Source organism: Vibrio sp. SG41-7, from assembly GCF_014164465.1.
In the GTDB taxonomy this organism is placed as follows: domain Bacteria; phylum Pseudomonadota; class Gammaproteobacteria; order Enterobacterales; family Vibrionaceae; genus Vibrio; species Vibrio splendidus.
Genome location: NZ_JACJFF010000046.1, coordinates 17474 through 39654, shown reverse-complemented (window position 1 = coordinate 39654; position 22181 = coordinate 17474). Strand labels below are relative to the sequence as shown.

Below are 22181 nucleotides of genomic sequence, written 5' to 3'. Positions count from 1 at the left end.
AGAGATAGAGATAGAGATAGAGATAGAGATAGAGATAGAGATAGAGAGCAGTGGGGAGTTTAAAAGGCTGTTGGGATAAAACAAAAGGAAGAAAAAAAATATCGTGGTATAGCCGGGGGGACTATACCACGGGTGCCAAGGACACCTTCGCTTGCTGCCGGAGTGATATGGCAAGCCACATCACCTCTGGAATAAAATTAAAGAGAAGTAGTTTCTCTTCGTTGGAGTAACTATACGTCTGCCCACTTATTTTACTTATAAAATTAACGACAGATGGCCATGAGAAAACCGACATTATTTTAAGTTATTGATAATTAATGATTTGTGTTGGTTTTTCTTGGTTGGTACTAGTGAGGTAGTTCTCGTTGTTTGTTGAAAGTAACGTTTTTGACGTAAACGTTTTTAACGAAATTTACGAGTATGTATTTTCGAAAACATTGATTTCACACAATAGAATTGTGGTCATGTATGTGTATCATGGCGGTAATAACAATCTTTCTCATTATCAGTCACGAATTGGGCATTTATGAAACTCTCACAACTCGAGCAAGGAAAAGCGGCTTCTATTGTTGCACTAACAGGCTTAACACCAGACGTTAGAAAAAAACTTATGGTTATGGGCATGTTGCCAAAAACTGAGGTGACGCTAATCCGTCGTGCGCCGATGGGTGATCCACTTCAAGTGGAGGTGAGAGGTGTTTCTATCGCCATTCGTGAAAGCATTGCAGAACAAATCGAGGTTATCTAAATGGATTATCAAGTTCTTACCGTTGGTAACCCAAATAGTGGTAAAACAACATTATTTAACGCCTTAACTGGTGCTAAGCAGCACGTTGGTAACTGGGTTGGCGTGACCGTAGAAAAGAAGACGGGTTTGTATTCGCATGCTGGTGATCAGTTTCAGCTAACGGATTTACCGGGTATCTACGCACTAGACAGTGGTAATGATGCAAACAGTATCGATGAATCTATCGCGTCTCGTGCTGTGTTAACTCATCCTGCAGATGTCATCATCAATGTTGTAGATGCAAGCTGCTTAGAACGAAGCTTATACATGACATTACAATTACGAGAGTTGGGTCGCCCAATGATCGTTGTATTGAACAAGATGGATGTATTAAAGCGTGAGCGTCAGGTGATTAACCTTAAAGCGCTAGAGAAAGAGCTTGGCTGTCCAGTTTTAAGCTTGTCTGCAAACGACAAAGGCCAAGTTGCACGTTTTAAAGAGCGTCTGCATAAACTCCTTGTTCAAGGTGTGAGTCTTGATCCTATCTCTATTGATTACGATGCCGCGTTAGAAGCTCTTATCCCTTCTGTTGAGTCACAATTTGATGATGCTGACGTATCTCACCGAGCTCTGGCTATTCGTGCTTTAGAAAATGATTACTTAGTATTGAACGGATTGGCTCCTCAAACTCGTACTCAAATCGACAGTGTGCGCCTAGGTGCCGATTTCGATATTGACCTTGCTGTTGCTGACGCTAAATACACTTTCTTACATGACCTTTGTAAACGTGTTCGTCGTAGTGAAGGGAAACTAAGCCGTAACTTTACTGAGAAAGCAGACCAATTCATTTTGAATAAATGGGTCGGTATTCCTTTCTTCTTCGTCATCATGTACCTAATGTTCATGTTCTCTATCAATATCGGTAGTGCGTTTATCGACTTCTTTGATATTGGTGTTGGCGCAATATTAGTTGATGGTGGACACCACTTATTAGATGGCCATTTACCGGTTTGGCTAGTCACCATTCTTGCCGATGGCATCGGCGGTGGTATTCAAACGGTTGCGACCTTTATTCCGGTTATTGCCGCGCTTTACTTGTTCTTAGCGGTATTAGAAAGCTCGGGTTACATGGCTCGTGCAGCATTTGTACTTGATAAAGTGATGCAGAAGATTGGTTTACCGGGCAAAGCGTTTGTTCCGTTAGTACTTGGTTTTGGTTGTAACGTACCTTCAATCATGGCAACCCGTACTCTTGACCAAGAGCGTGAACGTAAACTGGCAGCATCAATGGCTCCGTTTATGTCATGTGGTGCTCGTTTGCCAGTATACGCACTATTCGCAGCTGCGTTTTTCCCTGGTGCTGGACAAAATGTCGTATTCGCTCTGTACATCATGGGTATTGTTGCTTCTGTATTTACGGGCTTATTCCTTAAAAATACTATCTATCCGGGTAGCAGTGATAGCTTGGTTATGGAAATGCCGGATTACGAGTTGCCGACCGTGCAAAACGTGATGCTGAAAACTTGGCAGAAGCTGAAGCGTTTCGTGCTTGGCGCAGGTAAAACCATCGTAATGGTTGTGGCTATTCTTAGCTTCCTGAACTCATTAGGTATGGACGGCAGTTTTGGTAACGAAGACAGCGAAAGCTCAGTGCTATCTAAAGCGGCTCAAGTTGTGACTCCAGTGTTCCAACCTATTGGTATTACTGAAGAGAACTGGCCTGCAACGGTTGGTATTATTACGGGTATTTTTGCGAAAGAAGCCGTTGTTGGTACATTAAACAGCTTGTACACCACGCCATCAGATGAAGAAGCGGCTGAATTCGATTTAGCAGCAAGCTTGCAAGAAGCCGTCATGACCATCCCTGAAAACCTAGCTGGTTTGAGCTATTCAGATCCATTAGGCATTGAAGTGGGCGACTTGTCTGACTCAAGCTCTGTGGCTGCGGAACAAGAGGTTGATACTTCGATCTTTGGTAACTTGAAAGACAAGTTTGTATCAGGCCACGCTGCGTTTGCTTACTTGATTCTTATCCTGCTTTACACACCTTGTGTTGCTGCGATGGGCGCTTATGTTCGTGAGTTTGGTCAGACGTTTGCCCGCTTCATTGCGGTATGGACAATGGCTCTTGGTTACTTCGGTGCAACCTTCTACTACCAAGCAGCAAACTTCGCTGTACACCCAGTAAGTAGTGCTGTGTGGATGGTGGCAATTGCTGGTGGCTTTGTGGTGACGTATCGCGTCTTCAAGAAAATTGGCAGTAAGCAAAAAGCGCTAGAGGTGCAAGTAGTATGATTTTAACTGAACTTCATCAATACATTGACAACGAGGGCGTTGCAGCTCGTAGTGAACTTGCGTCTAAGTTTGGTATGAGCGAAGACGGTGTCGATGCGATGCTGAGTGTTTGGGTCAAGAAAGGGAAAGTTTCCCGCTTGGTCGATACCAACAAGCATGGACATACAACACGTATTCGTTACACCATCAGCAAACAAGATGGTCTGTCACTGAATGTGATGATGTAGTTCAGAGCTTCATACTCTTGTTGAAAACGGCGAGATTAGACAATAAAAAAGCCGCTCACCTATTTTAGATGAGCGGCTTTTTGTCATGTGTCTATTCTGAACAGCCTTGCTTTAATGCGTAATGAGATGAACTCGAATTACGCTTTCTTAAAGATAGAGCTCAGCGATAAAACGTTTTGAATGCGAGTATGGATTGCGGCTTGTTGTTCTTCACTGCGCTGTTCGCCTTTGGTGTTGCCCCATACTGGACCTGGCCACGCGATGTCGTCTTTGAAACGTGCAATATGGTGAATGTGTAGTTGTGGCACCATGTTACCCAGCGCGCCTAGGTTTAACTTGTCTGGTTGGAATGTCGCTTCTAATGCTTGGCTTACCGCTTGAGACTCAAGCAAGAACTGCTGTTGTTCTTTCATTGGCAGATGGTGCAACTCTTTTAGGTTGGCTCGTTTTGGTACCAAGATAACCCAAGGCACTGCGCTGTCTTTGCTTAGCAGTGCCAAGCTTAGTGGAAATTCGCCGATAAGCGTGGTGTCTTTTGCTAACTGTGGGTGAAGTTCAAAGCTCATTATTATTATCCATTTCGATTTCTTGAAGTCATACCAATCACAGTAAGTAAATGATCAGAAATAGCGCAGGAAAAAGGTTTGAGAACAAGGCAGATTCTTTTGATAAGTAGTTACTCTACAATCAAAAATTCTAACGCAGTTATCGAGCGTTTTAACCAGCTAGGATGATTAGTTATTTACTACGATTGGTATCAGTATACGTTAGATAAAACAAAAGGTTGATGCTCTCACATCAACCTTTGTATTTATTCATTGTAACCCGAAGGGAATTACATGCGCTCTAGAGTTTCGATACCTAGAAGCGACAGACCTTGCTTGATAGTCTTAGCTGTCAGTGCAGCAAGCTTCAGGCGGCTCTGTTTAACTGTTTCATCTTCAGCCACAAGGATAGGGCACGCTTCGTAGAAGCTAGAGAATTGACCAGCAAGTTCGAACAGGTAGCTACACATGATGTGCGGTTGACCTTCACGAGCAACAGACTGTACCGCTTCTTCAAATTGTAGAAGTTTCGCGATAAGGGCTTTCTCTTTCTCTTCAGTGATTTTGATTTCACCTTCAAGAGAGTCCATAGAAATGCCTGCTTTAGCAAAGATTGAAGCGACACGAGTGTATGCGTACTGCATGTACGGTGCTGTGTTACCTTCGAACGCAAGCATGTTGTCCCAATCGAACACGTAGTCAGTAGTACGGTGCTTAGAAAGGTCTGCGTACTTAACCGCTGCCATAGCAACCGTGTTAGCGATCACTTTCTTCTCGTCTTCTGCTAGCTCAGGGTTCTTAGATTCGATCAGTTGTGCTGCACGCACTTCTGCTTCATCAAGAAGGTCCTTTAGCTTAACAGAACCACCAGTACGAGTCTTAAATGGCTTTCCATCTTTACCTAGCATCATGCCGAACGCGTGGTGCTCAAGAGAAACAGATTCTGGGATGTAACCTGCTTTACGAACGATAGTCCAAGCTTGCATTAGATGTTGGTGCTGACGAGAGTCAATGAAGTAAAGTACACGATCTGCGCCCAGTTCTTCAAAACGGTATTTAGCACATGCAATATCGGTGGTGGTGTATAGGAAGCCACCGTCACGTTTTTGCACGATAACGCCCATCGGGTCGCCATCTTTGTTTTTGTATTCGTCTAGGAATACAACTTGTGCGCCGTCAGACTCTTTTGCTAGGCCTTGTGCTTGTAGATCAGAAACGATGTTTGAAAGCATGTGGTTGTACATGCTTTCGCCCATTACGTCATCACGCGTTAGTGATACGTTTAGACGATCGTAGTTGCGTTGGTTTTGAATCATTGTTACGTCAACAAGCTTCTTCCACATCTCTGCACAGAACTCGTCGCCGCTTTGTAGTTTCACTACGTAGTTACGTGCTTTTTCTGCGAATGTTTCATCGTTGTCATAAAGCTTCTTAGAATCACGGTAGAATGCTTCAAGATCAGACAGTTCCATCGATACTTCGCCCGACTCCTGCTGTACACGCTCAAGGTTTGCGATAAGCATACCGAACTGAGTACCCCAGTCGCCAATGTGGTTTGCGCGAATAACGTTATGGCCTAAGAACTCTAGAGTACGAGCAACAGCGTCACCAATAACGGTTGAGCGAATATGGTGAACTGCCATCTCTTTTGCCACGTTTGGTGCAGAGTAATCGGCAACGATTGTTTGACACTGAGCTTTTGCAACACCAAGGCGAGAGTCAGCCAGTGCTGCATCTGCTTGTTGTGCTAGGAATGCTTCATCTAGGAAGATGTTTAGGAAACCTGGACCTGCGATTTCAACTTTAGAAGCGATACCGTCTAGGTTTAGAACGTCCAATACTTTTTGAGCAAATTCTCGTGGGTTAGTGCCTAGTCGTTTAGCAACACCCATAACGCCGTTTGCTTGGTAGTCACCAAATTGTGGTTTTGCAGATTGGCGAACAGCCGCAGGAGAGCCTGCAGGTGCGCCAGCGGCTTCTAGAGCCTGAGATACTTTGTCATTAATCAGTGCTTGGATATTCACACGCGTTTCCTTCAATTCAAGGATGAATAAGAGTGGCCGTTATTTCGTGGGTATTAAATTTGGTTAATTATGCTTCGAGTTAACGATTTAATGCCGAAATGAACAACAGACTCTGTTTAAGTTCACAAAAATGGCGTTAATCATACCAATTTTGTGGGGTTTCTTATAGGTCGAATTGATAGAAAATTAACATTTCCTGAGGGGTTTTTGACAATCGACTTTGACCAAGCCAGGTTTGTCTATTTAGGAAAGTAAGACACCGTACTTTTTGAACGTTTTTTTGTAAAAGCAACGCTTGTTGCTGAAAGTAAAACTGATACCATGCAGCCATTATTTGGAGAACAAAGACAATGACGATGAGCCTGAAGCAAGCCGAACTAGAACCACAACAAATGATTGCGCGCCTTGATACGTTTATGGCGAAAATTGAGAACCTAGGAAATGCACTGGGTTTAGATTTAAGCTTTGCTCAAGCGGATCATATTGCATTAAGAATTAATGAAACTGAGCTTGCGAAATCAGCACATCTGGCTTGGTCTGAATATGGCTCTACAATTTCAGAAGCGATGATCAATGGCCGTCCAATTGTGGTGTTGGCTTTCGATGAGCCATTGCAAAGCCTTGGTTGGAAGATTGAGTGCTTAGAGTTGCCATATCCAGCAGAAGGTAAAATTTATCCAAGCCAAGATTGGGAACATGTCGAGTTTGTGATTCCTTCTCACGCGCAAACGGCTGATGAGTATCTAGCGGATCTTAAAGAAACTTACCCGCAGTTCGCTGCTAAGTTTGAAACTTTGGCAGAGCAAGGCGTTAAGATAAAACTCTCTAGCCCGAAAGGTGAGGGTGAACGTTTGAATAACCCAACGGTGGCTTTTAAACATCAAGGCATTTGTATTAAGTTGCATCCACACTCTTTGAAGAAGATTGTTGAGTCAGAACAGGCTTAATTTGAGCAGAGAATAGCTGGGATAGATTCCTGATCTCGCCTAGGCTCGTCGGAATGACGGGGTGTTTGATGGTATTGGCCAGAGTCTAAAGTTAGAAGATTCATGGCTGAATTCGTCATTCCCGATAGCGACGAAGGAGCGTAATCGGGAACCTCTAAAAGCTAGTCTAATAACCAGATACAAAAAACGCGCAATGGGTTAACCCTGTTGCGCGTTTTTTATTGGGTTCTAACTGGAAGTCTTACCGGAAATCGATATCCGACCTACAGAATTACAGTCTTGTTGCCGTAAACAAACACATGATCGTTGATCACTTTGTTTAGAGCCTTACTCAATACGTTCTTCTCGACGTCACGACCCGCTTGAGCCATGTCTTTCGCGCTAAAGTTGTGATCCACTGGGATCACGTCTTGCTTGATGATTGGGCCTTCATCGAGATCGTTTGTCACGAAGTGCGCCGTTGCACCAATGATTTTAACGCCGCGCTCATAAGCTTGCTGGTATGGTTTAGCACCAATGAATGCTGGCAAGAAGCTGTGGTGAATGTTGATGATTTTGTGGTTGTACTTCTCAACAAAGCCTGGAGTCAGCACTCGCATGTATTTGGCAAGAACCAGATAGTCCGCTTCATACTGGTCAATCACTTCAAGCATCTTCTTCTCATGTTCTTCACGGTTTAATCTTTCGTGAGAAACATGATGGTAAGGAATATCAAAACGCTCGGTTAAGCTTTGTAGGGTATCGTAGTTGCCAACCACCGCCGCGATTTCGACATCCAAACTGCCATCGAAGTTCTTCATCAGAATATCGCCAAGGCAATGCGCTTCTTTAGTCACGAGTATCACGACACGCTTACGAGATGAATCAACAAGCTTACGTTTTGTCTTTTCTGGCAGCGCTTGGTCTAAATCGGCAAGCAAGGTTTCGTCATTGAAGTAACCCTCTAGCTCGGTACGCATAAAGAAGTGACCACTAGTGTTATCAACGAACTCATTGTTGTGAATAATATTGAGTTGGTGCTTGTAACAAATGTTGGTGATCTTTGAGATGAGGCCTGGGGCGTCAGTACAATGTGTTAATAAAGTTTTTCTTTCCATTTGCATCTTACTTCCATGAATGTTGCACTTTTTTATATGCAATCGGGATTCTTCAAATTTAATGCAGGCCGTCGAACGGTGAACTGAGCCGCAATATCACCGTTATAATTAATCTATTATCAATTTGGTTTCAACAAAATCTACCGTTCATTTAGGGGATTAATAAATTGAGAGGCTTAATAAATTCAGGTAGAGGTTAGATTTCTGACGGTTTTAACCGATATTCTCGGTCAAGTTCCACTAGAGCGAGCCAACATTTCAGCCATGCATAGGTGATCATTTATGGATAAAGAGTTACTAGCGAAAAAGTTATATTGTAAGCGTGTAAATTCATTAGTGGGTGATGTTCAGGTGGACGGCAACGTTCTTGATGAAATGTGGGAAAGCAAGGCCTCTCCGACTGATGCTGCTAAAGCCATGCAATCAAGTGATACCGACTTTACTGGTGCGCCTTGGTTGTCTCGTTATTTGAATCGTAAGTAGTTAAACAACCCTTTCATTTGTTTTGGGCTAGGTTGGTAAGAAGGACTTAGCCTGCCATGTTCTATTCGATAGACACCTCCGGTGCGCAGTCATTTCTGATTCGCACCGGCTCACTAAACCTGCCATAATTCGCTTTCTATTTTTTAAACCACGTACTCTATGATATCTAAAACGTTTTCTGCTGATGGTGCTCTGGGTAAAGCGATCCCTGGGTTTCAACCACGACAAGCTCAGTTGGACATGGCTGAAGCGGTCTCACAAGCCATTGAGCAACAAAGCCAATTGGTTGTTGAGGCAGGGACGGGTACTGGTAAGACGTTTGCTTACCTAGTACCGGCACTGCTGAGTGGTAAGAAAACTATTATCAGTACGGGGTCTAAAAACCTTCAAGAGCAGTTGTTTCATCGTGATTTACCATTAATGGTCGATGCGCTTGGTTTTTATGGTCAGGTTGCTCTGCTGAAAGGCCGTTCAAACTATTTGTGTTTAGACCGCTTAAGCCGCCAGATGATCGAAAGTCATGGCACTCATACCGATCCAACATTGTTAGCTCAGTTGGTGAAAGTACGCAGCTGGTCTTCAGCAACTCAAACTGGTGACTTAGGCGATTGCGATGACATTGCTGAAGATAGCCCAGTTATTCCAACCATTACCTCAACCAACGACAACTGCTTAGGTAAAGAATGCCCAAGCTACACTGATTGTTTTGTGCTGAAAGCGCGTAAAAAAGCGATGGATTCCGATGTTGTCGTAGTAAACCACCACTTGTTCTTAGCTGATTTAGCGATTAAAGAAACCGGATTTGGTGAGCTTATTCCAGAGGCTGATGTGTTTATCTTCGATGAAGCGCATCAACTTCCAGATATCGCCAGCCAGTATTTCGGACAATCAGTATCAAGCCGACAAATCCAAGAACTAGCTAAAGACATTGAAATTGCTTACCGCACTGAAGCCAAAGACATGCGTCAGTTGCAAAAAGTTGGTGAGAGGCTGATTCAATCGTCAGCCGATCTACGTATTGTGCTCGGCGACACAGGATTTCGCGGTAACTGGCGTGAAGCGTTGAAGTCAGAGTCGATCGCGAGAGAGTTGGTTCGTTTACAAGATGCGTTGCAACTGGCTGTCGATGTATTGAAATTAGCATTGGGTCGAAGCCAGTTGTTAGACACGGCTTTCGAGCGCGCAACTATGATTAAGTCGCGTATCGAACGTGTATGTGATGTGTCGATTACCGGTTATTCTTATTGGTATGACACCACGCCACGACACTTTGCTTTGCACATCACGCCTCTTTCGGTTGCCGATAAATTCCACGAACAAATCGAGCTTAAACCGGGTGCTTGGGTGTTTACTTCAGCAACGCTAGCGGTGTCGGATGATTTCGACCATTTCACCTCTCGACTCGGGTTAAAACCGTCAGCACAGTTTTCACTGCCAAGCCCGTTTGACTATCCAAATCAGGCGCGTTTGTGTGTACCTCGCTATCTTCCCGAACCAAATAGCCCGGGCTTAGCGGATAAGCTAGTAAGAATGTTGACCCCTGTGATTGAGCAAAACCAAGGTCGCTGTTTCTTCTTGTGCACCTCACACAGCATGATGAAAGAGTTGGGGGAACGATTCCGTGAAACGCTCTCGGTTCCAGTTCTGCTACAAGGTGAGACAAGTAAGCAAAAAACCTTAGCCGAATTCATGGAATTAGGTAACGCATTGCTGGTGGCCACTGGCGCCTTCTGGGAAGGTATAGATGTTAGGGGCGACGCATTAAGCTGTGTTATCATCGATAAATTGCCCTTTACCGCCCCAGACGACCCGTTACTTAAGGCTCGAATCGAGGACTGTAAGTTAAAAGGGGGTGATCCTTTTGCACAAGTACAGTTACCAGACGCAGTGATTACCTTGAAACAAGGTGTTGGCCGATTAATACGTGATAAACGTGATAATGGCGCTTTGATTATTTGCGATAACCGCTTGGTGACCCGCGATTACGGTGGTGTATTTTTGGCGAGTTTACCGCCTATCCCACGTACCCGTGACTTAGGGATCATTAAAGAATTCTTAGCTAAAGACCATTCAACCGCTGCTGAGTAATTGGCATTGTTGAGCTTAGCCATTATTTTTAGATTAGATAACGAATATTTGAGACACGAATGAGCGCGAAAATTCTTGCAGTAGATACCGCAACTGAAAACTGTTCAGTTGCACTAGTAATGGGTGACCAGGTGTTCGCACGTAGCGAAGAGGCTCCTCGAGACCATACGAAAAAAATTCTACCTATGGTTGATGAAGTACTGAAAGAAGCGAATGTCGCTTTAACCGATATCGACGCAATCGCGTTTGGCCAAGGCCCAGGCAGTTTCACGGGTGTGCGTATTGGTATCGGTATTGCTCAAGGCTTGGCTTTTGGTGCTGATTTACCGATGATCGGTGTGTCTACACTGGCCGCGATGGCGCAAGGCAGCTACCGTAAATTTGGTGAAACTCACGTAGCTACAGCGATTGATGCTCGCATGAGTGAAGTATATTGGGCTCGTTACAGCCGTGAAGACGATGGTCGTTGGACTGCGGTTGATGCGGAATGTGTCACGCCTCCAAGCGAATTAGCTGCGCAGCTTGAAGCGGATTCTGAGACATGGGCAAAAGTCGGCACCGGTTGGGAAGCGTATGCAGAGCACATGGATACACTAGCGATCAACACTAAAGCGTGTGAGGTTCTGTTCCCAGAAGCTCAAGATATGGCGTTCCTTGCTCAATTTGCTTATGCAGAAGGCAAAGCGGTTGCAGCTGAAGAATCTGAGCCAGTTTACCTACGTGACAAAGTGACATGGAAGAAACTGCCAGGTCGCGAGTAAATACGTATTACTTTGGCTCTGCATTCACTTTGCAGAGCCAAAATTAAAACAGATACAAAATTATTAACATTAGGTTCAAAATTCCTTAAGCATGGTTTCAATAAACGGCTTACCTCCTTCTTCGATAGGCAATACATCCAAAACCAATCGAACCAATAAAAAGAACGAGGTAAAAAAAGGCGATGCAAAAACCTCAGTTGGTCAGCCAACTAAGGTCGCGAATGCTGTCTCGCATTCGATTCGCCAAGTCAAAGAATCTGAGATTCACAAAGCTCAGGTTCAATATGATCTTCCAGAAGGGCGTGGACGACGTGCGATGGAAGAGTATATGGACGTGATGAATCAAGCTAAAAAAGAGGAACTTGCGAAGCTTATTGGGGTCGATATTTATATCTAGCTTTGTGCTTTCATTTATCCTTTTCTAAGGACCAGCATTATGTTTTCTCTCATTTCTAAATCTCGCTTATTTTTCCTTGTCGCCTTCTCTTCGATGGTGATGGGTTGCTCATCTCTACCAGAAGAACTTAATGCAAACTCTGAACAGGTGGTAACTGACTACCAAGAGTGGGTAAACACAGTGCCAGACGCTGGTGATGTTCGTTTAGGTGGTGTGATTGCTAAAGTCACTAACTTACAAGATAAGACTCGTGTTGAAGTGGTTAACTTGCCTATCTCAAGCAACGGTAAGCCAGATATTGATGCCGAGCCAAAAGGGCGTTTTGTTGGTTACATTGATGGTTACGTAGAACCTTTGAGCTTTGCTGAAGGCCGTTTAGTCACCTTGGTTGGAACATCAAGTGGTACTGAAGATGGCACCGTTGGTGATTACCCTTATACCTTCCCAGTAATGAATGTCTACAACCAACGTTTATGGCAGATCACCGAGCGAGTGGTCATCAACGACTTTGCGCCAACCTATTACTCTTGCCGCAGTTTGCATTGTCGCAGTTTTCAAACCATGCCTAAGTCAGGCCGTGTGATTCAAGATGTGGAATAGTCGAACCTGAAATCGACACACTAAACGATAGGGACACCATACAATCAATGATTGAAAAGTCATATTCCCTTGCGAGCGGGACGCTTGCAACACAACAGATTGGCAACCCGAAAACGACCGCAACGACGGTCGTTTTTATTCATGGTTGGCTAGATAATTCTGCAAGTTTCACTCAGGTTATGCCGCAAATAGCCAAGCTTTCTCCAGATACTCACCTCGTTGCTATTGATCTCTTCGGACACGGTTTCTCGTCGCATAAACCGGGGAGTTATTACCCATTTCACGACTATATTGATGATTTGCATCAGTTGGTGACTAAATTATCGCCAAACAGACTGGTACTGGTAGGACATTCACTTGGTGCATTGATCGCAAGTTGCTATAGTGCCGCCTTTCCTGAAAAGGTGTCAGGATTAATCCAAATTGAAGGTCACGGACCTCTTTCAGAAGCTCCCCACGAAACAGTCTCTCGTTTGAGGGATGGGGTACTCAGTCGTCTTCGACAGCGAAGAAAGCCTTCACGTCCTCTGGCAAGTCTTGAGGATGCTATTAAGCTGAGAGCTCACGCCAATCAAATCAAAGCAGAACTCATTGCTCCTATTGTTGAACGAGGAATCGTTGAGCTAAGTAATGTTGATCGGACTGTTGTTACTCAAGCTGCTTTTGATCAAGCGACTGTAGATCAAGGTATTGCCGAGTTCGATAACTCTTGGCAATGGCGATGCGACCCTAACCTAAAATGTGACTCGTTATATCGAATGTCACAAGCGCATGCTGAAGCGATCATGGCGGCTATTGAATGCCCTCAATTAATAGTTTTAGGGAATGATGGATTCCGACATTTGCAGCATAATCGCTACAAATCAGCCCATAGTTCTCTGAATATAGAGACTGTTCCTGGCGGACATCATTGCCATTTAGAGAGCCCGGAGCTAGTTTCAGAGCTAATTCTTGGTGTAGTTAACAAAATTTAAACAAGTGTTTGAGCCTTTTAGTGCTCATGCACTAAAGCTGTGCTGTAATACCGTAATGATAAAAAGCGGCGAAGCAGTCGTCAGCTGATAAACGAGGAGTAACATAGTGGACAAACCTTGGCTTTCACGTTATCCAAGTGACGTACCAGAGACGATCAACCCAGATCAGTACCCATCTCTTATTGAAATGTTCGAACAGTCGGTACAGAAGTACGCAGACCAACCAGCATTCGAGAACATGGGGTCTATCATGACATTCCGTAAGCTTGAAGAGCGCAGTCGTGCTTTTGCTGCTTACCTGCAGAATGATCTAAAACTGAAGAAAGGCGATCGTGTCGCGCTGATGATGCCAAACCTGCTGCAATACCCAATTGCACTCTTTGGTGTACTGCGTGCAGGTATGATTGCAGTGAACGTCAACCCACTGTACACGCCTCGTGAACTTGAACATCAATTGAATGACTCTGGCGCAAAGGCGATTGTTATCGTTTCTAACTTTGCGAGCACGCTAGAAAAAGTCGTTGATAAAACTCCGGTTAAACACGTTGTGCTAACCAGCTTGGGGCAAATGCTGCCACGAGCGAAAGGTACGATTGTCGACTTCGTAGTGAAATACGTAAAAGGCATGGTGCCGAAGTACGACCTGCCGGGTGCTATCTCATTTCGAAAAGCACTGCACAAAGGCCGTCGCCTACAGTACGTGAAGCCATTTATGGCGGGCGATGACATCGCATTCCTACAGTACACCGGTGGTACAACGGGCGTAGCGAAGGGCGCAATCCTAACGCACCGCAATATGATTGCAAACGTACTGCAAGCGAAAGGGGCATATAGCCCTGTTCTGCAAGAAGGCCGTGAATTGGTGGTAACGGCATTGCCGCTTTACCATGTATTTGCTCTTACCGTGAACTGCTTATTGTTTGTTGAGATGGGTGGCCGTAACCTTCTGATTACTAACCCTCGTGACATTCCTGGCTTTATTAAAGAGCTGCAAAAGGTTCCGTTTACCGCGATTACTGGCGTAAACACCTTGTTCAATGCGTTAGTGAATAACGAAGATTTCCACGAATTGGACTTCAGCAACATGCGTTTATCTGTTGGCGGCGGTATGGCGGTTCAACGCGCTGTTGCTGAGCAATGGAAGAAAGCGACAGGTGTCCACCTACTTGAAGGCTATGGTTTAACCGAATGTGCTCCTTTGGTCACAGGTAACCCATACGATCTTAAAGACTACACGGGTGCAATCGGCCTACCAGTACCATCAACAGAAGTTCGTATTGTTGATGATGAAGGTAAAGTGGTTGGCAATGACCAAGTGGGTGAATTGCAGGTCCGTGGTCCTCAAGTGATGCAAGGTTACTGGCAGCGTCCAGAAGCGACCAAAGAAGTGATCGATCAAGACGGTTGGTTATCGACAGGTGACATCGTTAAGTTTGATGACGAAGGCTTGCTGTACATCGTAGACCGTAAGAAAGACATGATTCTTGTGTCTGGCTTCAACGTTTACCCGAACGAGATTGAAGATGTTGTGGCTCTGCATGGCAAAGTGTTAGAAGTTGCGGCTATCGGTCAACCTCATGAAGTGTCAGGTGAGTTAGTTAAGATTTACGTTGTGAAACGTGACCCTAGCCTAACCAAAGAAGACATTATCGCGCACTGCCGTGAACACCTAACAGGCTACAAGATCCCTAAATTGATTGAGTTCCGTGAAGAACTACCAAAAACCAATGTAGGTAAAATCTTGCGCCGAGTGCTTCGTGAAGAAAACGACGCAGAGCTTGCCAAACGCGCAAGCGAGTAATGCTCGGGTTTGCGATAAATTTGCCCCCGAAACCATTCAGGCGCTTAATCTAAGCGAGCGCTGAAAAATGGTGTTAGAATGCCGACAGTTAATGTCGGCATTTTTGTATCCGGCGATCAAAGTAAAATCAGTGAGAGTTTTTGTGGATTATCAAATCATTACCCAAGTGAAAGACCTTGAGCGAGTTTGCCAACAAGCACGTGAAGCCGATGTTGTTATGCTTGATACAGAGTTCGTTCGTACAAGAACCTATTACCCTCAATTAGGCTTAATTCAGTTATTTGATGGTGAAACGCTGTCACTGATTGATCCTATTGCTCTTGATGAAATGACACCGTTTGTTGGGCTATTGAAAGACACGTCAGTACTGAAAGTGTTACATGCGTGTGGCGAAGATCTGGAAGTTTTCCAGAACGCATTTGGTTGTACGCCAACGCCAATGGTTGATACGCAGATCATGGCAGCCTTCTTAGGTCATGGTCTTTCAACTGGCTTTGCAGCTCTCGTTTCAGAGTTTGTAGGCGTTGACCTAGATAAGAGTGAATCTCGCACCGACTGGCTAGCGCGTCCTCTTTCTCAAAAGCAACTCGACTACGCAGCAGCAGACGTTCACTACTTGATGCCAATGTACAACAAGCTTCTAGAAAAAGTGATGGAAGCGGGCTGGTGGGAAGCGGCGCAGCAAGAGTCTGATTTACAAGTAGCTAAGCGCATCCGTAAAGCAAACCCAGACAACGCTTACCTTGATATTAAAGGCGCGTGGCAGCTAAAACCTCAACAGCTAGCTATTTTAAGACCGCTAGCAACTTGGCGTTTAAAAGAAGCGATTAAGCGTGATTTAGCGCTGAACTTTGTCTTTAAAGAACAAGACTTATGGGCCGTAGCTCGTTTCGCGATGAAAGATCCTAAGCATATGGAGCAGGAAGGTTTTGATTACCGCTCTGTACGTCGCCATGGTGCGAAGATCAGCTCAATCGTGAAATTGGCTGAGCATACGCCAGAAGAAGAGTACCCAGCGCCAGTAGAACGTCTAATGGACTACCCAGGTTACAAGCAACTCTTCAAAGTGTTGAAAGACGAAGTGAAAACAGCATCACAGCACAGTGGCTTAGCGACGGAATTTTTGGCATCGAAGAAGCAACTTAACCAAGTGTTAAGCTGGATTTGGAAGTACGATCGTAACCCAGAGAAGCTGCCTGATGTAATGCAAGGTTGGCGCTTAGACGTGGTTGGCGAGAAGTTAAACAAAGCAATCAAGTAACTGTATATCTATATCTGCAGTGAGCAACGAATGCTTTAGAGATAAAAGTTTCAGACACAAAAAAGAGAGCCTAGGCTCTCTTTTTTATTGAATATTGATAAGCACAGCTCAGGCTTTAGTTATCGATCTTCTTCTGGAAGCTTAACGTTCAGCTCTAATACGGAGATGTCGTCATCTTTGTGTTCGAACGTCAGATCAACCATTGATGGATCGACTTCCACATACTTCGCAATACACTTCAAGATGTCTTCTTTCAGTTGCGGTAAGTATGATGGTGCAGGGTCGTCATGGCTGCGTCGCTCAGCAACAATGATCTGCAAACGCTCTTTGGCTAGGTTTGCGGTTGTCTTTTTCTGTGGTCTAAAAAACTCTAATAATGACATTGCGTATTAGCCCCCGAACAGTCTTTTGAAGATGCCTTTCTTCTGTTCCGTTAAGAAACGGAAGTCCACTTGGCTACCCAGTAGTCGCTCTACAGTATCATTGTAAGCCATACCTGCGTCGGTTGCTTCGTCAAAGATAACTGGCACACCCTTGTTCGATGCGTTCAGTACTGCCTGGCTCTCTGGAATCACGCCCAGTAGAGAGATGTGCAGGATTTCTTCAACATCTTCCACACTGAGCATCTCACCTTGAGTTACGCGTGCTGGATTGTAGCGAGTCAGTAGAAGGTGTGTTTTCACTGGCTCTAAGCCGTCTTCTGAACGACGAGATTTAGAGTCAAGAATACCTAGAATACGGTCTGAATCGCGTACTGAAGAGACTTCTGGGTTCGTGGTTACAATCGCTTCATCAGCGAAGTACAACGCCATCAGAGCGCCTTGTTCGATACCCGCAGGAGAATCACAGATGATGAAATCAAAGCCCATTTCATCCAATTCATTAAACACACGACGAACGCCATCTTTTGTTAGTGCGTCTTTATCACGAGTTTGAGAAGCAGGAAGAATGAACAGGTTCTCTGTACGCTTGTCTTTGATCATCGCTTGGTTCAGCGTCGCTTCACCATTGATAACATTAACGAAGTCGTACACAACACGACGCTCACAACCCATGATTAAATCTAGGTTACGCAGACCAATATCAAAGTCGATGACTGCGGTTTTCTTCCCTTTTAAAGCCAGACCCGAGGCAATAGCTGCACTGGAGGTCGTTTTGCCTACCCCGCCTTTACCCGACGTTACAACGATAATGCGTGCCATTCTGTTTTCCTTTTATTTCTCTTATATTGCGAGGACATCAACGTGTAATACATCGTTTGCCATACTGAACATGGTTTTCTTCTGCCAGTACTCGCTTTCAATTTGATCGCTGAGCCAGTAATTTCCTGCAATGGAAACCAGCTCGGCTTGTAAATCATTACAAATTATTTTTGCTTCAGTTTGACCACTTGCACCTGCAATTGCACGACCGCGTAGCGTGCCATGAATATGGATGCTGCCATCGGCAATCACTTCTGCGCCCGCGCTTACGTGGCTAAGAATCAGCAAATCACCGTCTTTGGCATACACTTGCTGACCAGAACGTATCGGGGTTCTCACCACCTTTATCGGGGCCATCTTCGCCGGAGCTTGAGAAGGAGATTTACTTGCTGTCATCACGGCAAAACCTGCATCTCTGGCTAAGTTTTGCATGCGTTTATCTGAACAGCCAGCCACACCAACCGGGATCATGCCCGCTTGAGATATACCACTTTTCAGTTGCACGAAATCTATATCGCCCGCGACTTTGCTAATGTTGATAACAACCGGCGCAGCTGCGAAAAAAGTGGGTGCCTGGTCTACCTTCTCTTGAAGAAAAGACACTGCATTTTCGACTTGATCATCGGATAAGTGCAAAACAGATAGCGTGAAACTGCTACCTTTTAGATCTGGGTTACTAGACATCGAAAAACTACAGGGCCTCAATAGCGGATTGGTACAATTTCTTTATCAATAAAATAAAGGGCATTGCCTGAAACTAGGTTTATCATGTTATATTCCCAAACCAAGCACAGCAAGTAATCTTGTTGTCAAATGAACGTTTTGTTCCCAATATTTCCCTAACATAAACTATTGATCTCGCAAGTGAGAGTTTTGTAGTCATAAACATTTAAAAAAGGTTTGTCATGCTGTGTTCTATATATAAAAGTTCAAAGAAAGAAGGAACATACCTTTATATCCCTAAGAAGGATGATTTTTCACAAGTTCCTGACGCATTGATGCAAATGTTTGGTAAACCTAGTTTTGTAATGGTAATTAAAATGGACGGTCGTAAACTGGCTCAAGTGAACATCGATAAAGTGAGAGAATCACTGAACACCGATGGTTTCTTTTTGCAGGTTCCGCCACCACCAGTTAACGAACTTGAGCTTCATAAAGAGCGTAAAGCTCAAAATAAAGGTCAAGACGAAGAGTGATAGCCACCTCAATTCAAGGAGGAGTGATCGTTGAGTAAATTTTCGAAAACCATATTGGCTGTGTCGGCATTACTATTGGGTAATAGCCTGACCATTGGCTCAGTTCAAGCTGAAGAGCTTAGCTTTGAGCAATATGTAGAAAAACTAAAGCAACAAGGTCGTGAAGAAGGTATTTCTGAAGCGATCATTGATGAAGCTTTTGATGGTGTGACGTTTAAGCCAAGAGCGGTAAAAGCTGACAAAAACCAACCTGAAAAGAAACTGACTCTGGATGAATACATTCCACGTGCGGTTCCTGACTGGAAAGTGAAGCAGGCGAGATCACTCTATAAGAAACACTACACAGCGTTAAAGCGTATTGGTGATGAATATGGTGTTCAACCAAGATTCATTGTCGCTCTGTGGGGTGTAGAGAGTAATTTTGGTAAGTTCACGGGGAATTACAGTGTTATTGATGCTCTAACAACCATGGCTTATGAAGGTCGCAGAGAAGCGTTCTTCCGTAGCGAAGCGATGGCGGCATTGAAGATTCTGGATCAAGGCCATATTGCACCCAAAGAGATGAAAGGCTCTTGGGCTGGCGCGATGGGGCAACCTCAGTTTATGCCAAGCTCATTCTTAGCTTACGCCGCTGATGGCAGTGGTGATGGCAAGAAAGATATTTGGGGTACTGAAGAAGACGTGTTTGCTTCGGCGGCTAATTATCTCAGCCAATCGGGTTGGGATGACAAATATACTTGGGGGCGTCAGGTTCACGTTCCATCAACCGTGTCTATTGAGATGCAAGGTCGAGACGAAGACAAAGCGAAATACCTAAAAGAGTGGTCTGAACTCGGTATTAAGCGTTATGACGATCGCCCACTGCCTACACTTGATGAAGACATCAAAGCTTGGTTGATAATGCCGGACGATGAAACGGGTCGTTCGTACCTCATTTACAACAACTACAATGTGTTAATGAAGTGGAATCGTTCTTACTACTTTGCTTTGGCTGTTAGCCACCTAGCCGATAGAATTAAGTTTGATTAATCGACCTAATTTGATTAATAGAACTAGGTCGCTTTGAATAGCATTTAGCCTACTATAGGCAGAACAGATTAAAGGACTCTTCGGAGTCCTTTTTATTTTATATTTCAGAGGTTTAAGAAGGTGGTTTTGTGCTAACAGATAGAGCCGCACAGATGGTGATATTCCATGCGTTAATCAAGCATGAAGGCTTTACCAGTGCAGCAAAAAGCTTGAATGTGTCGGTATCTCACATCAGTAAACAAATTGCTTTGCTCGAGGATTCGATAGGTATCAAGTTAGTACAAAGAACCACACGCAGCCTTACGTTAACCGAAGCTGGAGAAGTGTTCTATCAGCATTGTGAGCAGCTATTCAATACGGTGAAAGCGGCTCAAATGGACATGGATAGCCAGCGTGACGACATTTCTGGAATATTCCGTATAGGCTTGTCTCAGTCATTTGGCACACTGCATATCATTCCAGCGATTGACCAGCTTAGACAGCTTTACCCTCAGCTGAGAATTGAAGTGCATTTGTTCGATTACAAAGTGGACATGATTGAGGAGCGTTTGGATCTCTGGATCACTAACAATGAAGACTTACCTGAAGGTTACATTGCGCAGCGCCTAGCCGACAGCCAGTTTGTGGTAGCCGCATCACCGGATTATCTGATTAAGGCAGGGACTCCACACGTGCCATCTGATCTAATTGACCATAACTGCCTCATCTACCGCAGCCGTGAACGTGATTACACTTCATGGGCATTTGATAACGGCCAAGAAAATCTCAGTGTTAAAGTGGCGGGCGATTATTCGGTGGATTTGGCTGAAGCGGTACGAGACGCGGCAGTATCAGGTTGGGGCGTTGCTTACCTAGCGACTTACTTAGTCAAAGAAGAGTTTAGAACGGGCAAGCTCATCCAAGTTTTACCGGAATGGCGAGCAAGTCAGCTGATGCCATTTTATGCCGTGTATCCGAGCCGAAAGAACATGCCGAAGAAGCTTTCAGCAGTGATTGAGTTCATCAAAGATCATATCGGATCGCCGACTTATTGGGACAAAAACCTCAAAACCTGCGTTGAACTGCACCGCTAACTGTTTCCCAATCTATAAATATAATTTCCATATGGAAAAAGTTTGTTTTTTAATCAAAGTTAATTATTAAAATTCAATAACTTAGTGGAAGGGGCTATTAAAGAGTGATTCAACCAACATCACATTAACAACCTCAACTTGCCGCAAACGATTTCCTCTATAGAATGCGTCGCCTTTCCTACCTACAACTTTTAGGTTGACGCACATGGCTTCCCTACTTGGAATTATCACTATTTTAGTAACCGCTTGGTTACTATCTACGGACAGAAAAAATATCCCGCTAAGAACCGTCTCTTTGGCTTTCTTACTGCAAATCTCATTCGCCCTACTGGTTCTGTATGTGCCAATGGGTAAAGAAGTGCTGAATGCAGCTACTGGTGCAGTGTCTAGTTTGATCAACTACGGTCAAGAGGGGATTAACTTCCTATTTGGTGGCCTAACGAATAACGGATTTGTATTCGCTATTAACGTTCTCGGCATCATTATCTTTTTCTCTGCATTGATTTCAGGTTTGTATCACATCGGCTTTATGCCAAAGGTGATCAACCTAATCGGTGGGGCTTTGCAAAAGTTCTTAGGTACAGGTCGTGCGGAATCACTGTCTGCAACTGCGAATATTTTTGTTGGCATGATCGAAGCGCCATTGGTGGTTAAACCTTACTTGAAGCACATGACGGATTCACAGCTGTTTGCCGTGATGGTGTGTGGTTTGGCTTCTGTTGCTGGTGGTACGCTAGTGGGTTATGCATCGCTTGGTGTTGATTTGAACTACCTGATCGCTGCAGCGTTTATGTCGGCACCTGCTGGTCTATTGATGGCCAAGATTTTGGTACCTGGCAGCGCAGATGAGGCTCAAGAAAATATTGAGTCTGACGTTGAAATTCCACGAGCAACAAACGTCGTTGAGGCAATGGCAGATGGGGCTATGTCTGGACTTCGTATTGCCGTTGCAGTGGGTGCGACACTTCTGGCCTTTATCAGTGTGATTGCCATGCTGAATGGCTTGTTAGGTATTGTTGGTGGCTGGTTTGGCGTAAACCTAAGCTTCGAACTTATCCTAGGTTATGTGTTCGCACCCGTTGCATGGCTGATCGGTGTGCCGTGGTCTGAGGCTGTGGTTGCAGGCTCGCTGATCGGTAACAAGATCGTTGTGAACGAGTTTGTGGCTTTCATCCAGTTAATGGACGTAAAAGACGCACTGAGTGAGCACTCAAAAGCGATCGTTATTTTCGCGCTATGCGGTTTTGCAAACATCTCTACGATGGCAATTCTGATTGGCGGTTTGGGCAGCTTGGTTCCAGAGCGTCGTTCTTTCATCTCACAATACGGCTTTAAAGCAATTTGTGCGGGTGTGCTTGCCAACTTAATGAGCGCAGCGATTGCTGGCGTGGTGCTTTCTCTTTAGCTAGATGATAAGTACAGAGTGGATGAGTCAGTCACTTTATTTCCCCTAT

General features: G+C 44.6%; 22 protein-coding genes. 16 read left to right on the top strand and 6 right to left on the bottom strand.

Going from position 1 to position 22181, the window contains the following annotated elements; genetic code table 11:
- Positions 1-526: 526 nt before the first annotated feature.
- From H5300_RS13745 to H5300_RS13735, 3 genes are read left to right on the top strand one after another with little or no spacing between them, the layout of a single operon-like run.
- Entirely contained in the window at positions 527-748 is a 222-nt protein-coding gene (locus H5300_RS13745; RefSeq protein ID WP_004734203.1) for a FeoA family protein, read from the top strand.
- On the top strand, positions 749-3022 hold the full coding sequence (feoB, locus tag H5300_RS13740; RefSeq protein ID WP_181359967.1) for a Fe(2+) transporter permease subunit FeoB: 2274 nt from the start codon (positions 749-751) through the stop codon (positions 3020-3022).
- Positions 3019-3249 (top strand): FeoC-like transcriptional regulator, encoded by a 231-nt coding sequence (locus H5300_RS13735; protein WP_004734201.1) that lies wholly within the window; start codon positions 3019-3021, stop codon positions 3247-3249. The genes feoB and H5300_RS13735 overlap by 4 nt, the downstream gene beginning before the upstream one ends.
- 137 nt (positions 3250-3386) lie before the next feature.
- On the opposite strand, the gene H5300_RS13730 is transcribed toward H5300_RS13735, so the two are convergent.
- Together H5300_RS13730 and argS are read right to left on the bottom strand one after the other, a co-directional pair.
- Positions 3387-3815, bottom strand: coding sequence for an HIT domain-containing protein (locus H5300_RS13730; RefSeq protein ID WP_017088030.1), 429 nt, complete (start codon positions 3813-3815; stop codon positions 3387-3389).
- Positions 3816-4084: 269 nt separating this feature from the next.
- Positions 4085-5818 (bottom strand): arginine--tRNA ligase, encoded by a 1734-nt coding sequence (gene argS / locus H5300_RS13725; RefSeq protein WP_102349851.1) that lies wholly within the window; start codon positions 5816-5818, stop codon positions 4085-4087.
- A gap of 350 nt (positions 5819-6168) precedes the next feature.
- Between argS and H5300_RS13720 the strand changes: the two genes are divergently transcribed.
- Entirely contained in the window at positions 6169-6765 is a 597-nt protein-coding gene (locus tag H5300_RS13720; protein ID WP_017088028.1) for a VOC family protein, read from the top strand.
- A gap of 263 nt (positions 6766-7028) precedes the next feature.
- Here the strand turns inward: H5300_RS13720 and purU are convergent, their stop codons facing one another.
- Positions 7029-7862 (bottom strand): formyltetrahydrofolate deformylase, encoded by an 834-nt coding sequence (gene purU, locus H5300_RS13715; RefSeq protein ID WP_182796184.1) that lies wholly within the window; start codon positions 7860-7862, stop codon positions 7029-7031.
- A gap of 282 nt (positions 7863-8144) precedes the next feature.
- On the opposite strand from purU, the gene H5300_RS13710 reads away from it, so the two are divergent.
- The 8 genes from H5300_RS13710 (at position 8145) to rnd (ending at position 16227) form a co-directional block, all read left to right on the top strand.
- Positions 8145-8345: a hypothetical protein gene (locus H5300_RS13710; RefSeq protein ID WP_017079481.1), complete on the top strand. Its 201-nt coding sequence runs from the start codon at positions 8145-8147 to the stop codon at positions 8343-8345.
- Between the two features lie 159 nt (positions 8346-8504).
- The gene (locus H5300_RS13705) at positions 8505-10433 is read left to right on the top strand and encodes an ATP-dependent DNA helicase (protein ID WP_108156375.1); all 1929 of its coding nucleotides are present in this window, start codon (positions 8505-8507) and stop codon (positions 10431-10433) included.
- 59 nt (positions 10434-10492) lie between these two features.
- Positions 10493-11194 (top strand): tRNA (adenosine(37)-N6)-threonylcarbamoyltransferase complex dimerization subunit type 1 TsaB, encoded by a 702-nt coding sequence (gene tsaB / locus H5300_RS13700; protein WP_004734194.1) that lies wholly within the window; start codon positions 10493-10495, stop codon positions 11192-11194.
- Positions 11195-11285: 91 nt separating this feature from the next.
- Positions 11286-11591, top strand: a complete 306-nt coding sequence (locus H5300_RS13695) for a hypothetical protein (protein WP_017074520.1) — start codon at positions 11286-11288, stop codon at positions 11589-11591.
- Between the two features lie 39 nt (positions 11592-11630).
- On the top strand, positions 11631-12191 hold the full coding sequence (locus tag H5300_RS13690; RefSeq protein ID WP_017079484.1) for a Slp family lipoprotein: 561 nt from the start codon (positions 11631-11633) through the stop codon (positions 12189-12191).
- A 47-nt stretch (positions 12192-12238) separates the two neighbouring features.
- A complete protein-coding gene (locus H5300_RS13685; RefSeq protein WP_108161957.1) occupies positions 12239-13165 on the top strand; it encodes an alpha/beta fold hydrolase in 927 nt (308 codons plus the stop codon).
- A gap of 106 nt (positions 13166-13271) precedes the next feature.
- Positions 13272-14966 carry a long-chain-fatty-acid--CoA ligase FadD gene (gene fadD, locus H5300_RS13680; protein WP_004734190.1) on the top strand — a complete coding sequence of 565 codons (1695 nt, stop codon included), beginning with the start codon at positions 13272-13274 and terminating at the stop codon, positions 14964-14966.
- A gap of 142 nt (positions 14967-15108) precedes the next feature.
- Entirely contained in the window at positions 15109-16227 is a 1119-nt protein-coding gene (gene rnd / locus H5300_RS13675) for a ribonuclease D (protein WP_032500282.1), read from the top strand.
- Between the two features lie 119 nt (positions 16228-16346).
- On the opposite strand, the gene minE is transcribed toward rnd, so the two are convergent.
- Genes minE through minC form a run of 3 tightly spaced genes read right to left on the bottom strand, consistent with a single transcriptional unit; the run spans position 16347 to position 18113 of the window.
- Positions 16347-16610: a cell division topological specificity factor MinE gene (gene minE / locus H5300_RS13670; protein ID WP_010436847.1), complete on the bottom strand. Its 264-nt coding sequence runs from the start codon at positions 16608-16610 to the stop codon at positions 16347-16349.
- Between the two features lie 6 nt (positions 16611-16616).
- The gene (gene minD / locus H5300_RS13665; RefSeq protein WP_182796183.1) at positions 16617-17429 is read right to left on the bottom strand and encodes a septum site-determining protein MinD; all 813 of its coding nucleotides are present in this window, start codon (positions 17427-17429) and stop codon (positions 16617-16619) included.
- A 21-nt stretch (positions 17430-17450) separates the two neighbouring features.
- Complete coding sequence (gene minC, locus H5300_RS13660; protein WP_017079487.1) at positions 17451-18113, bottom strand: septum site-determining protein MinC; 663 nt, start codon at positions 18111-18113, stop codon at positions 17451-17453.
- 221 nt (positions 18114-18334) lie between these two features.
- Between minC and H5300_RS13655 the strand changes: the two genes are divergently transcribed.
- The 4 genes from H5300_RS13655 to H5300_RS13640 all read left to right on the top strand — a co-directional run bounded on the left by H5300_RS13655 (position 18335) and on the right by H5300_RS13640 (position 22132).
- Positions 18335-18625: a YcgL domain-containing protein gene (locus H5300_RS13655; protein ID WP_017079488.1), complete on the top strand. Its 291-nt coding sequence runs from the start codon at positions 18335-18337 to the stop codon at positions 18623-18625.
- Between the two features lie 30 nt (positions 18626-18655).
- On the top strand, positions 18656-19654 hold the full coding sequence (locus H5300_RS13650; protein WP_017079489.1) for a lytic transglycosylase domain-containing protein: 999 nt from the start codon (positions 18656-18658) through the stop codon (positions 19652-19654).
- A gap of 152 nt (positions 19655-19806) precedes the next feature.
- Positions 19807-20727, top strand: a complete 921-nt coding sequence (locus H5300_RS13645) for a LysR family transcriptional regulator (protein ID WP_004734177.1) — start codon at positions 19807-19809, stop codon at positions 20725-20727.
- 205 nt (positions 20728-20932) lie between these two features.
- Positions 20933-22132, top strand: coding sequence for a NupC/NupG family nucleoside CNT transporter (locus H5300_RS13640; RefSeq protein ID WP_182796182.1), 1200 nt, complete (start codon positions 20933-20935; stop codon positions 22130-22132).
- Positions 22133-22181 lie beyond the last annotated feature (49 nt).